Annotated in this window: 15 protein-coding genes and 1 tRNA gene; 8 read left to right on the top strand and 8 right to left on the bottom strand. The window is 64.3% G+C overall.

Annotation, left to right across the window (positions count from 1 at the left end):
• Positions 1–129 precede the first annotated feature (129 nt).
• From U1737_RS18645 to U1737_RS18620, 6 genes are all read left to right on the top strand, one after another.
• Positions 130–417, top strand: a complete 288-nt coding sequence (locus tag U1737_RS18645) for a hypothetical protein (protein ID WP_332797808.1) — start codon at positions 130–132, stop codon at positions 415–417.
• Positions 418–663: 246 nt separating this feature from the next.
• Positions 664–978 carry a ribbon-helix-helix protein, CopG family gene (locus U1737_RS18640; protein WP_332797807.1) on the top strand — a complete coding sequence of 105 codons (315 nt, stop codon included), beginning with the start codon at positions 664–666 and terminating at the stop codon, positions 976–978.
• Positions 975–3,113: a relaxase/mobilization nuclease domain-containing protein gene (locus U1737_RS18635; protein ID WP_332797806.1), complete on the top strand. Its 2,139-nt coding sequence runs from the start codon at positions 975–977 to the stop codon at positions 3,111–3,113. The genes U1737_RS18640 and U1737_RS18635 overlap by 4 nt, the downstream gene beginning before the upstream one ends.
• A 492-nt stretch (positions 3,114–3,605) precedes the next feature.
• Positions 3,606–4,280: a hypothetical protein gene (locus U1737_RS18630; protein WP_332797805.1), complete on the top strand. Its 675-nt coding sequence runs from the start codon at positions 3,606–3,608 to the stop codon at positions 4,278–4,280.
• Positions 4,281–4,293: 13 nt separating this feature from the next.
• Entirely contained in the window at positions 4,294–4,935 is a 642-nt protein-coding gene (locus tag U1737_RS18625) for a hypothetical protein (protein WP_332797804.1), read from the top strand.
• A 32-nt stretch (positions 4,936–4,967) separates the two neighbouring features.
• Positions 4,968–5,774, top strand: coding sequence for a MobA/MobL family protein (locus U1737_RS18620; RefSeq protein ID WP_332797803.1), 807 nt, complete (start codon positions 4,968–4,970; stop codon positions 5,772–5,774).
• Positions 5,775–6,766: 992 nt separating this feature from the next.
• Here the strand turns inward: U1737_RS18620 and U1737_RS18615 are convergent.
• From U1737_RS18615 to U1737_RS18605, 3 genes are all read right to left on the bottom strand, one after another.
• Positions 6,767–8,689, bottom strand: a complete 1,923-nt coding sequence (locus tag U1737_RS18615; RefSeq protein WP_332797802.1) for a site-specific integrase — start codon at positions 8,687–8,689, stop codon at positions 6,767–6,769.
• 88 nt (positions 8,690–8,777) lie between these two features.
• A tRNA-Gln gene (locus U1737_RS18610) sits at positions 8,778–8,852 on the bottom strand.
• Between the two features lie 52 nt (positions 8,853–8,904).
• Entirely contained in the window at positions 8,905–10,014 is a 1,110-nt protein-coding gene (locus U1737_RS18605) for a branched-chain amino acid aminotransferase (RefSeq protein WP_332797801.1), read from the bottom strand.
• 41 nt (positions 10,015–10,055) lie between these two features.
• Here U1737_RS18605 and U1737_RS18600 point away from each other — a divergent pair, with 41 nt between their 5' ends.
• A complete protein-coding gene (locus U1737_RS18600; RefSeq protein WP_332797800.1) occupies positions 10,056–10,562 on the top strand; it encodes a MarR family transcriptional regulator in 507 nt (168 codons plus the stop codon).
• 346 nt (positions 10,563–10,908) lie between these two features.
• On the opposite strand, the gene U1737_RS18595 is transcribed toward U1737_RS18600, so the two are convergent.
• The 5 genes from U1737_RS18595 to U1737_RS18575 all read right to left on the bottom strand — a co-directional run bounded on the left by U1737_RS18595 (position 10,909) and on the right by U1737_RS18575 (position 14,245).
• Positions 10,909–11,712, bottom strand: coding sequence for a pyrroline-5-carboxylate reductase family protein (locus U1737_RS18595; protein WP_332797799.1), 804 nt, complete (start codon positions 11,710–11,712; stop codon positions 10,909–10,911).
• Positions 11,713–11,729: 17 nt separating this feature from the next.
• Positions 11,730–12,236 (bottom strand): type III secretion system chaperone family protein, encoded by a 507-nt coding sequence (locus U1737_RS18590; protein ID WP_432715052.1) that lies wholly within the window; start codon positions 12,234–12,236, stop codon positions 11,730–11,732.
• Positions 12,237–12,333: 97 nt separating this feature from the next.
• Complete coding sequence (locus U1737_RS18585) at positions 12,334–12,633, bottom strand: accessory factor UbiK family protein (protein ID WP_248521603.1); 300 nt, start codon at positions 12,631–12,633, stop codon at positions 12,334–12,336.
• 51 nt (positions 12,634–12,684) lie between these two features.
• Complete coding sequence (locus U1737_RS18580; RefSeq protein WP_248521604.1) at positions 12,685–13,242, bottom strand: TspO/MBR family protein; 558 nt, start codon at positions 13,240–13,242, stop codon at positions 12,685–12,687.
• Between the two features lie 214 nt (positions 13,243–13,456).
• The gene (locus tag U1737_RS18575; RefSeq protein WP_332797798.1) at positions 13,457–14,245 is read right to left on the bottom strand and encodes a TlyA family RNA methyltransferase; all 789 of its coding nucleotides are present in this window, start codon (positions 14,243–14,245) and stop codon (positions 13,457–13,459) included.
• Between the two features lie 217 nt (positions 14,246–14,462).
• Between U1737_RS18575 and U1737_RS18570 the strand changes: the two genes are divergently transcribed.
• The gene (locus tag U1737_RS18570) at positions 14,463–15,134 is read left to right on the top strand and encodes an RBBP9/YdeN family alpha/beta hydrolase (RefSeq protein WP_332797797.1); all 672 of its coding nucleotides are present in this window, start codon (positions 14,463–14,465) and stop codon (positions 15,132–15,134) included.
• Positions 15,135–15,142: the final 8 nt, after the last annotated feature.

The following is a 15,142-nucleotide window of genomic DNA, read 5'->3' as shown; positions in this document are numbered from 1 at the left end:
CCTCCTTCAGGATGCCGATGATCTGCTCTTCCGAAAACTGCTTCCGCTTCATCTGTCCGTCCCTTTCCGGGGTCGGACTCTAGCTCCAACTGGAGGAAAAAACGGGGGTCACGTCAGCGGGTGCGTGGAATGTGGGCCGCACACCTGCTACACATCGCGATGTCCGGCGGCTTCGCACACTGGCTCGGACTTGATGCCGTATTGCCCGTGCTGGAGCAGATCGCGCAGCTGGCACCTTCCCGGCCATTGCCTCCCAATGTGCCGGCACGTCGACTGACTGATGAAGTTTTCGACTGCTGGAATGAGATCGGCGACGCGTTCGACCACGTCAGGTCCGCAACCAATGACCATGACCTTCTAGTTGCGGCAAAGCGGTTGAAAGCCGGCAATGCCTGTTATGACCGGTTGCTCGCATGATAGCGCTCCATAGCCGCGGGACAAATCGATCACTCCATAGTCCAGCAGGTGACCAAGCGTCGACGTTATGGTCTGCAGCGCTCGTGCCGCGGCGGGGTGTCCCCGTTTTGCAGCACCAGCGCAGCCGGGGTGACCAGAGGGTCGACATTGAAGTGGGGGGTAGAGAGGGCAGGATGGGTCCGGTAAACCGGACCATGCGGGTGTTCCGCGCTACGCTTGTCACACCCGGGGCAGCCGGAGGCTGCGATGGATACTGTTGATCTGCCACGGGGCGGCGGATCGCAAGCAATCTCGACGAAGCTCGACCCCGAGCAGCTCGCCCGGTTCGAGCTGGCGGTAGCAAGCTCGGGCCTTAGCCGCGCGGCGTTCATCCGTGCGGCGGTGCTGCGAGAGATGGTGGTGCTGCGCCCGTACGAGCCGCTTATGGCGCAGGGCCTCGCGACGCTGGCGGCATTCCGTGCCGCGGTAAGGAGCGGCAGGGCGGTAGACGATGCGCTTGTGCACCGCCTCGAACTGCTGGTCGGGGAACTACACCTGCTGGCGGAAATCGAACTACGATGATCGTCGTCGCGATCAGCCATCGCAACCGCCAGCAGCGCCGCGCCATGGCGCGGGCACTCGGGCAGGGCGAGCCGCGTGCCACCGGGGCACAGGTACGCGCGCACTTCATGGCGCTTTCGAACTATTTGCGCGATGTCGATCCTGCCGCACTAAAACTGCTCGGCCTTGCCGACCACCCCGAGCATGCGCTGCTCGGCTATGTCACCGACCTGGCGCATGGCGGCGAGAAGGTCGACCTTGTCGATTATCGCCACCTGCCCGCCGACTTCGAGCGCGCACAGACCGAAATGCTCTCGCAGATCGCGCGTGCCCGCGGTTACGACCCGATCGAGCATTACGTCATCAGCTGGAGTAAAGAAGAGCGCCCGACGCCCGAACAGGTCGACGAGGCGGTGGCAATACTGATGCGCGTCCTGAACCTCGAGGCGCATCAGGCGATCTACGCCGCGCACCGCAACACACAGCACTATCATGTCCATGTCGCAGTCAACCGCGTGCACCCGGAGACCGGCATGTTGGTGGCAGCAGGAGACGGTTGGCAGCTCAATGCCGCCGGGCAAGCTGCGGCGCTGATCGAACATCACCAAGGCTGGACCGCCGAGCCGAACGCACAATACCGGGTAGATGTTGACGGCGTGCGCCACATCGACAGCGACCGATTGGTCCGCCTTGCCGATGGCAGCAACACCGGGGTGCATCCACCCGACCGCCGAGCCATGGACAAACCGGTCAGTGAACGGCTGTCGCGCGGTGCGCGCGGCTTTGAAGTGCGCACCGGGCGCGAATCTTTCGAGCGCATTGCGATGACGGTCGTAGCCCCCATCATTGCTCGCGCCCGCTCATGGGATGAACTGCATCAAGACCTGGGCAACGAGGGTCTCGGCTACGCGCGCGCGGGCACCAACGGTGCACGGATCACGATGGGGAAGCGCGCGATCTCGGCAAGCATTGCCGCGCGCGGTGCGGCCCTCACGCAGCTCGAGCAGACTGACCGACTCGGTGCGTTCACGCCTGGCAAATCGAAGCAGATCGTCACGCGTCAGCCCCGCTTCTTGCCGGGACAGGAACGTCGTCCCGGCTATGAGGCAGCCCGCGCGGCACACACGGCCGCAGTGGCCGCCGCGCACGACCAGCTCGGCGCACAGCGCGCGCAGGCACGCGCGACGATCATCGCGTGGCGGCAAAGCTTCGCTGCTGAGATAAATGCCAGACACTGGCGCGGACGCCGCGACCAGCTGAACGCCACCCGGCAACTATTCGCCCTGCACTTCGCCGAGATCGAGCAGGGGCTGATGGCAGCGACCGCGCCAGCACTTGTAGCGCTCGATGCTGCATCGCGCTTTCCGTCCTACGACGCTTGGTGCGCGGGCGCGAGCGCGCCGTCCGTCCCGCAGGCGCTCGCGATTGCCGTGCCAATGCTCGTCGCGCGCTCTGGAGACCATGCCGCGGAAGGCACTCCGATCGCGGGTTATGAGTGGCACCGTTGCGATGGCACCTGCGTCTATCGCCGCACCGGCCAGCCGCAACCAGCGTTCACCGATTGTGGACCGACGCTCGCGATCCACACGCTTCAACGTGCCGACGTGTTCGCTGCGCTTAAGCTGGCGCAGCACAAATGGGGCACGGTCGAATTGATTGCCGGTAGTGACGCCATCCTGAGGATGGTAGTCGAGGTCGCGGACATGGAGAAGATCACGCTTACCGGCAAGCTGGCGAAGCGCATCCAACGAGACATCGCGCGGACGCCTGCGAAAGCCCGCCCGCCCGCACCACCGGTGCGGGCACAGACAACCGAAACTGCCCCCATATCAACCCATGCGGTGTCGCGTCCGCCAGCAGTGCCGAGGTCCCTGCCGCCCTCACCCGCCCCGCGGTCTATCGACGAAATGCGCGGGTTGCACCCGACGGTTGATGCATGGCTAGATACCTGGGAGCGTGATCCCAAAGCGATGGCAGAACTGCGGCCGCTGGCTGCGAAAGCCGTCGCTGATCCACAAGCGCGTAATCTGCTCGATCAATCGGTCGCCGAAGGACTGTCAACGGCAATGCGGTTGCGTCAGCATGCACGCGATCATCAGCGGATGCGAGCGATGACACAGGCGGTGGCACCCGATCACGGCCGAGAATTGTGGTAACTGGAACGACCTTATGTCACCGCCATGCCGCTGCTCGGTCAGCTGGCAAGATGCGCTTCGCTCAAGTCGCGGACGAGATTCTGCTGCACGCCGACGCGCCCGGTAAGCCAGAGGCAGATAATCGAGATGGCAGCCCATTTGAGCCTTGGCGAGCCGATCGGCGCGCGTGCGCGCCCATCACGTGATGACTACCCCTTACCGAAACAGAATTCATTGGGAGATATAGTATGGAAAAGACGCGGATGCCGCGCGTGCGGCCCGGTCCCGCAGCAGCATGGAAAAGTCGCTCTGCTGGTGAGGAGAAAGTGAAGAACTTGAAGGAAGGGAAAAACAGGGTGGCGAGAGCCAGCCTCGCCTTCAGGTTCGTCCACCGGCTGTACTTCATCGCAGCCAGTGTCCGCCGCCCCGCATGGGGGCTTCACCACATCGCGCGTCCACCCCCCCGTACTTATTGCTGGGGGTGACGGCGCGCGTCACCCGGACCTGTACATCATGCTTCCATCCCTTATCATCACTGCGATAACTTTCGCGCGGCTCGATCTCGGCAACACGCTCGACCAACCCACGCCGCAGTTAATCGGTGCCGCAACCTTCACCGGCTATATCGCGAACGCTAGCGTCACCTTCGCGCTCGATGCCGCAGTGCTCAGCGCAAAGGATGCGCCCGAGGCGTTGCTGTTATGGCTGAACCATCGGCTCGCGCACGACCGCGGCACGATCGCGGGATATGACTTGGCTGCTGACGCCCGCCTGCTCGAGACTCTGCCTCTGGGTCGCTGGTCGCCGGCGGTGTGCGTGCTCGCCGGGCGCCGCCAGCCGCTAATAGATCTCGGCGCCAGCACAGATGGCGAGTCGATCGGCTTCCGCGCGTGCTGCGCGGCGCTCGGCGTGCCCTCCTCCGCACCCGATCCGGTTCGCGACTTTACCGCCTGGTGCACTGGCCGACATGACTTGATCGTCGGCACACTCGAACTCGATGTGATCGCGGTCTGGCGACTGACGATGATGCAGATCGCGGCGCACACGAGCCGGGGCGCAGATGTCCAGCGCATCATCGACACTCACCTCTCCCGCTGGTTGCAAGGCGCCGACTTCGCGGCTGCCGCCGTACACCTAGCGGCGCTGAACGCGGCTGCTCCGTCCATCACGCCCTCTACGACGCACTAAATCGGAGATTACCATGTCCGTTATCACAAATGACAGCTTCGCGGCGTTGCCGTTCACCCGTGCTGCCACCGTCATCACCCTACGAACCATTTCGGTCTGCCCGGGCCTCACCCTTCAGCCGCGGACAGGTCCGCCGATCGGGATCGCGCTGTTTAGCGTCGTTCCATTTAGCGATAGCTTTGTGTTCCATACCAAGGCGCATGCGCTGCGCGACGATGCGCTACCGGACACGCTGATCAGCTGGCTAGAAGAACGGCTGCCGGCGACTGGTGCGGTGCTCACTCGCGAGCGCGACCATCTGCTCCACACCTTACGCGGTGCATCGGACCCGGCGCGTCACCCCCGCGTCACTGCGCTCGTGCGCGATGGTGCGGAACGGCTGAGAGTCGTGCCGCATTCCGCGATGCGCCATGTGGATGGGCTGCCGGCACTCGGCATGCCTTGCTTATGTCGTGCGGGCGAGGACTGCACGCGTCAGCTGCCAAGCTTTTTTCTCCCCGATCCTGAGGAAACTGAGGCCGGACTGATCCGCGTTGCTCAGGCGACGTGGCAGCGCTGGGCCGAACAGCATGGTGCTTGGGCCGAGCATGACCACCCCGCACGCGTCGCGCTGCGTGCATTGGCGGACCGTGTGCACGTCAGCACGGACGCCTGATTTCCCTCCACATTCCCCAAGGACCAACCTTCATGAACGCCATTACCACGCTTCACGCCCGCCGTGCAGTCAGCATCCGTCCGATCTCCGCCAGGGGCTTCGGCCTCTTCGACACCGACCGCCGTGCTACCCATGCGACGGTCACTGCCAACTACCTTTATGTTACCCGCCAGGCTGGACGCGATACGCGGGGTCCGCTGGACTTCCGTCATCGTGACGATCTCGTTGCGTTCGGGCTCGAATTGCCCGCCAATCATCCACGCTGGGCCGAGGAGGAAGGCTGCATCTGGCGTGAGACGGATGCGGCGACCACCAACCTTGCCCCAGATGCGGTGCGCGCTTGGCATGTCGTCGTGACGCTGCCCGAAAGCGGCAATGCCGATGGTTGGGTCACGATGGTGCGTGATTATGCCCGTATTACCATTGCCGCGCACGGCCCGGCCGTCACATGGGCGATCCACGCCAAGCCGGGTGGTGCGGAGAGGAGGGCCGTTCCGCCGCATGCCCATCTCCTCATGACCACACGGGTGTGGCGGCAAGATGCACGGCACGGGGAAACGGTGCCGACATGGTGTGGTCCCGCGATGCAGGCGCGGCTTCATGCCGATTGGTTGGCGAGGCTGCCGGACGCGATGCGTGCAGCGGCGACTACGCCCTACCGGGCCGGCACCTACACGCCTGCCCATCCCGACTGCGCTGCGCTCCTCGGGCTGTTCAGCGGCACGGCTCACCAGCATGGCGCGCCTCCCGGGCGCGGTATCCGGCGCCGTCCGAGCCGCAAGATCAGGTTGATGCGGACGCCTCCGGCTTCAGCCTCGCCAGACCCGCGGGGTGTCTAGCGCTCATAGTACCCGGGCGGTGCAGGCATCCGAGCCTGCACTGCGCTTCACAGCCAACGGGCAGATGAAGTACACCCAAGGAAGGGGCGGAAACCCGAGCGGATCGCTATAGGAGGATGCCTCGAACGTCGTACCGTCGTGCGCACGGGTCTGGCTGCGCGAGGTGATGCTACCGTGCCTTAGATAGGCGGACAGTGCGTCAGATATTTTGTCGAGACTGGCGCACACGGCTGATCGGCGCCCCCTTCAACGACTTCATCAGATCGCAATAGCATCATGCGGCGAACATACCTCGGCCAAATCGACCCGCCAGTCGTCGCTGAGCGCGATCGGCTGCAGCCGCCGCTTCGACGGTGGCGCGACGACCAACGCGCGTGTCGAGTTTGTCGTCACATAGGCGCGCCGCGGATCGTCGGGCAGGTCTTAGCTCACAGGACCGGACCTCCCGTGTTCGCTGCCTCGCGCGCGGCAATCCCAGCGAGAAAGAGCGTTGCTGCGCCGTCATCAACTTGCGAACCACTGCGCGCAGTCGCCTCGTGCAAAGCACCGGCGCGCAGTCCCACTGCTCCAAGCCGTCTATCGATCGCGTCGATGCCGAGCGGCAAGATACGGTAATCGTTCACCGGTGTGGCTATCGTTCGCAGGTAGTTGATGCTGGTTGGAAGGGAATGCGGGGCGGACGTAAAAGCTAAACTCGATGGGTAGCCGGCCCTCCCCGTGCTATATCGAAAGACTGGCGGGAGAGGCGGGCTTCGAGGTGGAACGGCATTTTTCAGCGGACCTCAACTCGGAAGACTTCTTCAGTTACGATTGGGAACCGCGCAACGACGGCGACCCGAACGACGACTTCGCAAATCGGCGATTCTGGCGATTCTGGAAGCAAACTACAGCTTTGTCGCTCAGCGAGTAGGAAAACGCGACGAAACTACGATCCGGCTATCACGGTTCTGCGGGCTCTGTCAGACCAAATGCTTCCAGGCAGCGACTGATCATCAATCTGCCCTAAGCCGTGGATAGGATCGACGAGCCTTTCGGGGGGCGCGCATCTTCGCAGGCAGCACCATGATGGGCCTCGCCATCAGGTGATCGGTTACGACGGGTATCTGATCGACAGCTTCCTTCAGCCGGATAAGCCGAGCCTGTTTCGAGTATCGACCGGCCGTCTCGCCCGGGATGGCATGCCCAACAAGATCCGCCCGATCTTCGAGGAAGACATGCTGATACTTCAACTCCGTCGTGACCATGTGTCGAAACGAATGCAGCGCCTGTCCCTTCTCAATGAAAGGCAGCCGAGCGGCAATCTTCTCCCACCAGTTTTTGTAGAAGACGTCGCCATAGCCCTGTTTTCCGCTTTCGGTACGGAGCTCGGGAAATAGCTGTGTCTCACCAGCGGCGCGCAGCGCCTGAACATAATCAGGTAGACCCAACCGGACCAATTCTTCAGCCATGGGCACGTCGCGCTTCGACGCCCTCGTCTTGATCCGGCCCCCGCCGCCCTCATGCACCTTGAAATGCCAGATGCCGTGCTCGGTCAACACGTCGGCGAGTGTCAGCTGGCATATCTCCTCGCGCCGGAGACCGGTGTACCATGCGATGATAATGACCCAGTATCCTGCGTCATGCCAGATCTGGGAACCCTCGTTTAGGCGCCTGGAAACCGAAAGCGATCCCGTCCAGATCGGGAGGAGAAACATCTGACGGCCTTCGTCCTCGGTGTAGGCGTCGCGCTGCTGCCGCGCGTCCCGATCATCTTCGTAGATCACGTCTTTCCACAGGATCTCCGACATTGGCGGCACATGCCTCTGAAACCACGTGATCAGATCCTTCAGGAAAAGGAAGTGGCGGTTCGTCGTGCCAACCCCGAGCCCGATGCTTTCGGGAAGCCGCTTTTCCTCCTCGATCTCGCGCGCAGCCTCGAGACAGATTTCCTCCAAGGACAACGGATCGTGCCTGGACGATTTATGGTGGCTTTGAGGGAGGCGCGAGAAGTGCGAGTTGAGCCGAAGGACGTCATTCTGCGTCAGTCGCCATAGAGGTTTGGCGCCGTAGCTCTTTTCCAGCAGGCGCGCCGACGTGACGAACTGCGAACGCGTCTTGTCCGTCCAGCGCGCCTTGCGCTGGGCGTCCCCAAGGATCTTCGGCTGGTCGACAATATACCGCTCCGCAGCCTGTACCGGCGTCATCGATGCCCAAGGCTCCTTCGCCACGGGCTCGGCCGCGACCATCGCCAGCGGCGCGGCCGCCGGGCGCGGAGCCAGATCAACATTCGACCATAGCGCCATGGGGTCGCGCATCCGCCGACGGAATTCCATCGCGGCGGCGAGGCCACCCTCGAACATGACCTTGCGTGCGATCGCAACCGCGTCGTCTGCTGGGAGAGCACCCACACGGTCGACTTCCTTCGCCGCCTTCGCACTCATGTGCTCCCGGTAGTTCGGCTTCAATTCGAACATTCCCAGGATGCTTTCCCGCTGGTCCTCCGTAAGGTCGGCAAAGCGTTCCTCGACATGCTCACGCGAGCCCGCCTCGGGCGGCAGCCCGTGGATGGCGAAGTCACGAAGCATCGACTCATAGATGCCGACCAGACCTTCGATCAGATAGGTCACAGCGTTGGGATCGGTGCGTTGATACTCAACATGGTTTCGGTCGAGCTGGTCCCGCATCTCCGACATAGCCTTGCGGAAGATATCGGCCTTCTGATCGATCGTCAGTGAAGCTGTTCGTCCACCGTCGTTCAGCGTCATTCTCAGCGTCTCGCTCTTCGTCGTCATGGCGCACGCCATGCGGCGGGCCACCGACTGGTCAGTCGTTCGAAGGCTGACCCTTATCGTTAAAGACTTACCATCCTGAAAACGCATCGTCCTGCGCCAGTAGTATACGGCGCCGCGACGCTCGACGTTCTGGATGGCCGGCATGGCAAACTCCACAGGGAGTCGTCACACCCACCGGCCCAATCCGGCAGATTTGAAGATTTATCTCGTACCATCAACGCATTAGCGGTGGTGGCTGGGGCGGCAGGGTTCGAACCTGCGCATGGCGGCATCAAAAGCCGCTGCCTTACCACTTGGCGACGCCCCAATAGAGGCGGCCTTATAGCGGTGCCGCGCCGCGTGAAAAGCCCTTGCGGACGTCAATCTGCGAGATGGTGCAGCCAGGTGTTCTCGTCGGGGGCGGTGCCGCGCTGGATCGAAACGAGCGCGTCGCGCATCCGCATCGTCAATTCGCCCGGACCACCCGTCCCGATCGTGAATCGGCCCTCGGGACTGGCAACCGTGCCGATCGGCGTCACCACCGCCGCGGTGCCGCACGCAAATGCCTCGACCAGCCGGCCGCTGGCGGCATCTGCGCGCCACTGGTCGATCGTGTACCCCTCCTCGCGAACCTCGATGCCTTGGGCGCGGGCGAGCGTCAGGATCGAGTCTCGCGTAATGCCGGGCAGGATCGTGCCGGTCAGCGCCGGCGTCGCCATGCTGCCGTCGTCGAACACGAAGAAGATGTTCATGCCACCCAGTTCCTCGACCCAGCGGCGCTCGGCCGCGTCGAGAAAGACGACCTGGTCGCAGCCGTTGCGGATCGCCTCGGACTGCGCGAGCAGGCTGGCCGCGTAGTTGCCGCCGCACTTCGCCGCACCGGTGCCGCCCTGCGCGGCGCGCGTATATTGCTGGCTGACCCAGATCGACACGGTCGGCGCGCCGCCCTTGAAATACGCGCCGACCGACGAGGCGAGCACCATGTAGAGATATTCCGACGACGGCTTCACGCCGAGGAACACTTCGGACGCAAACATGAACGGCCGCAGGTACAGCGCGCCGCCGTCGCTGTCGGGGATCCAGTCGGCATCGGTCTTCACCAGCCGCTCGACCGATTCGATGAACAGGTCCTCGGGGAGTTCGGGCATCGCCAAACGCCGCGCCGAATCCTGGAAGCGGCGCGCGTTGGCCTCGGGACGGAACAGCGCGGTGCCCCCGTCGGCGAGTCGATACGCCTTCATCCCTTCGAAGATCTCCTGCGCATAATGCAGCACCGACGATGCCGGATCGATCGTCAGCGGCGCGCGCGCGGTGATCCGCGCGTCGTGCCAGCCCTTCGCGTCGCTGTAGCGGATCATCGCCATGTGATCGGTGAAGACGCGCCCGAAACCGGGATCGATCAGCCGCTTCGCCCGCTCGTTCGCCTCGACCGGCATCGCGTTCGGTTCATGCCGAAAGGCGGAAGGCGAGGTAAAAGCTGGAGCGGACATCGAATTTCTCTCTCAAGGCGGGTTGCCGACGACTACGGGCGATGTCTAAACCGGTCAACATGTCTGCCCCAGCGTCGTCCGCTTCACCCCTGTTCCTTCGTGAACCCGAACTCCGCCGCGGCATGGAGTTGCTGTACTTCGGCTACAGCCACCTGACTCGGTCGATCGACGAAGGTCTTGCGCAGGAAGGGCTTGGGCGCGCGCATCACCGGGCGCTGTATTTCATCGCCCGGAAACCCGACATGACGGTCAGCGAACTCCTGTCTCTGCTGGCGATCACCAAGCAGTCGCTCGGCCGCGTGCTGAACGAACTGGCGGACCGCAAGCTGGTCGAGACGCGGCCTGGCGAACGCGATCGTCGGCAACGCTTGCTGCGGCTGACCGCGGAAGGGTCGACGATGGAACGCGAGCTGTTCGAGGCGGCGCGGATCCAGATGGCGGCGGCATATGCGAGCGCGGGACAGAGCGCGGTTTCTGGATTCTGGGCGGTGCTTGAGGGCCTCGTGCCGGAAAGCGAGCGGTCGCAGGTTATCGGGCTACGGGGGTAGGCGCACGGGCGGCGCTGTCTGCCTGCTGGCTCTCGCCCCGCCTACCCATGTGCCGTTCCTGCTCGCCCCCCAACCGTCACCCTTGCCCCCTCACCGTCAGCTACACTCCCTCCACCGTCATCCCAGCGAAAGCTGGGATCTCATGGTTGGCAGATGTCGTGAGCCACACCGGGATACCCCAGCTTCCGCTGGGGTGACGGAATAGGGGGCGGCGTTACGGAATAGGGGGCGGGGTGACGGGGTAAGGTCGGCGTGACGGATAAGGTTGGCGTGACGGGGCAAGGTTGGGCGGTTGGGTAACAGGTCCGGATAACGGCCGAAGCTATAGTGACACCACGCCCCCGGCCTAACGCGCGGCGGCCGCCATTTCGGCATTGCGACGTTCTGAGGCGGCGAGCGTTTCGGTGAGCAACATCACCAACGCGTCGTTCCGATCAAGCACGTTCATACCCTCGCGCGTCGATCCGCCGGGGCTCGCGACACGGTCGGCCAGCACGGCGGGAGAAACATCCGCATCGGCTGCCATGATCGCCGAGCCTTCCAGCGTAGCCATGGCAAGGCGAGCTGCTTGGTCAGCCGGCAGCCCCAACGCAGCGCCAGCCTTGGCGAGCGCGTCGGCAAAGCGGAACACGAACCCGGGGCCACAACCCGCGAGCGCGGTCACCGCGTCGAAATGCGCCTCGTCGGCGATCCATTCGTAATGGCCGAGGGGGGCCGCGAACGCTTCAGCCCCCGCGATCGCCGCATCCGACGCGCCGACCGTGTAAAGCGACGTCACGCCCTTACCGATCGCCACCGGCAAGTTCGGCATCGCGCGGACGATCGCCTCGGCCGCGAACCGCTGCGACAGGGCAGTGTGGTCGACACCGGCGAGGATCGACAGCAACAGCTTCGGTGCGCCCCGCATCGGCGCGAGCAGAGCCTGCGCGGCGTCGATCTGCTGTGGTTTCAGCGCGAGCATCAGCGTTGCGGGCGCATCCTCGTCAGGCAGCGCGGTGAGCGAGCGGACACCGGCGGGCGCCCCCTTCCCGTTCCGCGTGATCACCGTTACTGTCGCGGGATCGAGCCCCGCTTTGAGCCAGCGGTTCACCATCGCGCCGCCCATGTTGCCACAGCCGATCAGCCACAGCGAGCCGGTCGGAAAGACCATGGACTTGCAGCCGAAGCTCATGCCTCGCCGTGCGTTTCGATCAGTGCGGCCGCCAGCGCGTCCTTGGGGGTCTTGCCGCCCCACAGAACGAACTGGAACACGGGGTAGAAGCGCTCGCACTCCTCGATCGACGATTCGACCAGCAGTTCCGCGGCCTCCAGGGACATCGTCCCGTCGTCACCGCCATCGACCATCGCCGCATGCCGGAACAACAGGATGCCGCTCGTCGACCAGAGTTCGAAATGGCCGATCCAGAGCTGTTCGTTGACCAGTCCGATCGTCTCATACACCGCCTGGCGCCGTTCGTCGGGCACCTTGATATCCGGAAAAGCGAGGAATTGCAGGACGCTATCGTCTTCGCGCCACAGGGCACGCAGCTCGTACGTCGTCCAGCTGCCCTTTACGGTCGCGACGATTTCATCCTCGTGACGCTCATGCTCCCAGCCATGCGCAGCGTAATAGCTTTCGAGCATGTCGATCGGGGCAGCGTCTTCGTGATCGTGGTCTACTTGGTCGAGCATCATTAGGTCCTGGCGGTCCTTATCGCACGACAAAGGGTGCCGAGGCAAAAACGCCACGGCAACCCCATCGAACCCGTTTCTGCGGAAAACTGTGGAAAAGTCAGTCGACAGACGCCCCGGCCGGCGCATTGACTGTCGATTGTGCGGCGGATTGTGCGGCAAACTTGGCGTCGAGCGCATCGAGACGCGCCTTCAGAACGTCGTTCTCGTCGCGCGCCGCTGCGGCCATCGCCTTGACCGCGTCGAACTCTTCGCGGCTGACGAAATCGAGGCCGCCGAGCCATTCGCGCGCGCGCTCCCGCGCGCCCGAACCGGCCTCGCGACCGACGCCCGCAAGCGTACCGGCCGCACCGTTCAAGACCTTGACGATATCGTCGAACACGCGGTTTTCGGACTGCATTGCTTCAAAATCCCAGAGACTGTCGCAGAGACTGTTGCAGCGACTGCTGCGTCACAGCATTTGGGACGTATGGGCCGTCGGTGCAAGTGTTTCGGCGTCCGGGTTCAACTGCCCGATGCTGAACGCGAGCACGCCGGCAAAACTGATCCACACCATATACGGCACCATCAGCCACGCCGCGGCGGGCCGGATCCGTGCGAATACGAAGGTCGCCGCGATCGACAGCGCGAGCATCGCGACGATCACCAATACCGACAACCCGATCTTGTGCGCGCCGAAGAATGTCGGTGTCCAGGCAAGGTTCAACGCGAACTGAGCCACGAACAGCGCAACCGCAATTCGCCGCAACCGCGCACCGCGTGCGTTCAAGATCATCGCGAGCGCGAGCCCGATCAGGATGTAGAGCGTCGTCCAGACGACCGGGAAAACCCAGCCCGGAGGGTTCAGCGCAGGCTTAGCGAGCGCCGTGTACCAGGCATTCTCGTTGCCGACGCTGACCGATTGTCCGGCCGCAAAGCCCAGCAACAGGATCAGGGGCACGGTCACGACCGCCCAGCGGAGGAACGACATCCTCAACTGGCCCTTCGAAGCGATACCGCCCACACACATCCTTCCGTCTCTACGCGGGCACGTCCTGCCGCGCGTTTGGCGATCCGTAAACCGTGTGTGCGAAGGAATCGTTCCGCTAGTGGTTCATTCCGGCACGATGGGGCTGTGCGGCGGGCGTTTCGAAACACCTCCACCCCCTCGGTTCGTCATCCTGACGAAAGTCAGGACCCAGGGTACAGTGCGCAGCCCGCTTGGCTCTGGGTCCTGACTTTCGTCAGGATGACGGGAATGCGTGAGAATCGCTCGACGCTTCCGATGCTGGCCCATCGCTCCCAACCCTCGCAGCAATCAGGAATTCGACATTGCCTTCGGGCCCCGTAATCGGACTCTCGACCACGCCCTCGACCTGCCACCCTTGCCCGGTCAGCCACGCCGCGACCTCGTCGCAGACCCGCTGGTGGATGGCGGGATCGCGGACGACGCCGCCCTTCCCCACTTCCTCGCGGCCCGCCTCGAACTGCGGCTTCACCAGTGCCATCAGCCGCGCGTCGGGCGCGGCGAACGACATCGGCCGTTCGAGCACCTTGGCCAAGCCGATGAAGCTCGCGTCGCACACGATCAGGTCGACAGGTTCGGGGATGTGCGCGGGCGTGAGGATGCGCGCGCTGGTCTGTTCGTGAACGATGACGCGCTTGTCCTGGCGAAGCGACCATGCAAGCTGGTTGGTGCCGCTGTCGACCGCGTAGACCTTGGTCGCGCCCTTCTTCAGCAACACGTCGGTGAAGCCGCCGGTCGACGAGCCGACGTCGATCGCCACCGCGCCGCTCACGTCCCAGCCGAAATGCGTCAGGCCATGCGCCAGCTTGATCCCGCCCCGCGAAACCCAGGGATGATCGCGCCCGCGCACGTCGAGCACGACGTCGTCGGGCAGCGTCTGGCCGGGCTTGTCGACTTTCTTCGTGCCCGCGAACACCAGGCCCGCCATGATCAGCGCCTGCGCACGCGTCCGCGACTCGACGAGGCCCCTGTCGACCAGCATCTGGTCCGCCCGTATTTTCACCATGCGCGCATCCTTGTCATGCCCGCCTATCGCCGCCCCGTCCGGCCACCGCAAGCTGCCTTCCTTTCGCCGCAATCTCATTGCCCATCGATTAAGTGGGATTAGCTTCGATATCGGAGAGCGTGGCGTGACCGGCGTCCCCTAGAGCGCCGGTCACCCATGCTTTCCACCCTCTATTCAGAGGGCCCGGAAACCGGGAATTTGGAGAAGGAGAAGCGCTGTGGGTAGTTTCGCACCGTATGAATCCGTCCAGCCGACCATCCTGACCGTGCCGGGTCTCGGCGGTTCCGGCCCCTCGCACTGGCAGACCCTGTGGGAAGACGCGCGGCCCGACACGGTCCGCGTCGAGCTCGGCATGTGGAACACGCCGCACCGCAACGCCTGGGTGACGCGGCTCGACGAGGCGATCCGCCGCGCGGACGCGCCGGTGATCCTCGCCGCGCAAAGCCTGGGGTGCCTTGCGGTGGCGTGGTGGGTCGAACTCAGCCCGCAACCCTATGGCTGGCCGGTCGCCGGCGCGTTGCTGGTGGCGCCGGCGGATGTCGATCGTGGCGGCGCGCAGGCCGAGCTGAAGGGTTTCTCGCCGACGCCGCGGACGCCGTTGCCCTTCCCCTCGATCGTGGTGGCAAGCAGCGACGACCCCTGGGTCACGCCCGACCGCGCGCACAGCATGGCGGTGGACTGGGGCAGCCATTTCGTCGAGGCCGGGCCGCAGGGGCATCTCAACGCCGCGAGCGGGATCGGCTGGTGGCGCGAGGGGCAGGATCTGCTGGAGCGGGTGATCGCGGCGAGTGGTGATGGCCGCGGGCAGGCTCTGCCGCCGAGCACCGCGCGGTCGATCCTGGCAGTGAGTGCGACCGATGCCGCGCAGGCGCATTATCTGGGTGGGTGACGCCGCCC

The organism is Sphingomonas fucosidasi (genome assembly GCF_036663855.1).
In the GTDB taxonomy this organism is placed as follows: domain Bacteria; phylum Pseudomonadota; class Alphaproteobacteria; order Sphingomonadales; family Sphingomonadaceae; genus Sphingomonas; species Sphingomonas faeni_B.
This window is presented reverse-complemented; position numbering and strand designations above follow the sequence as displayed.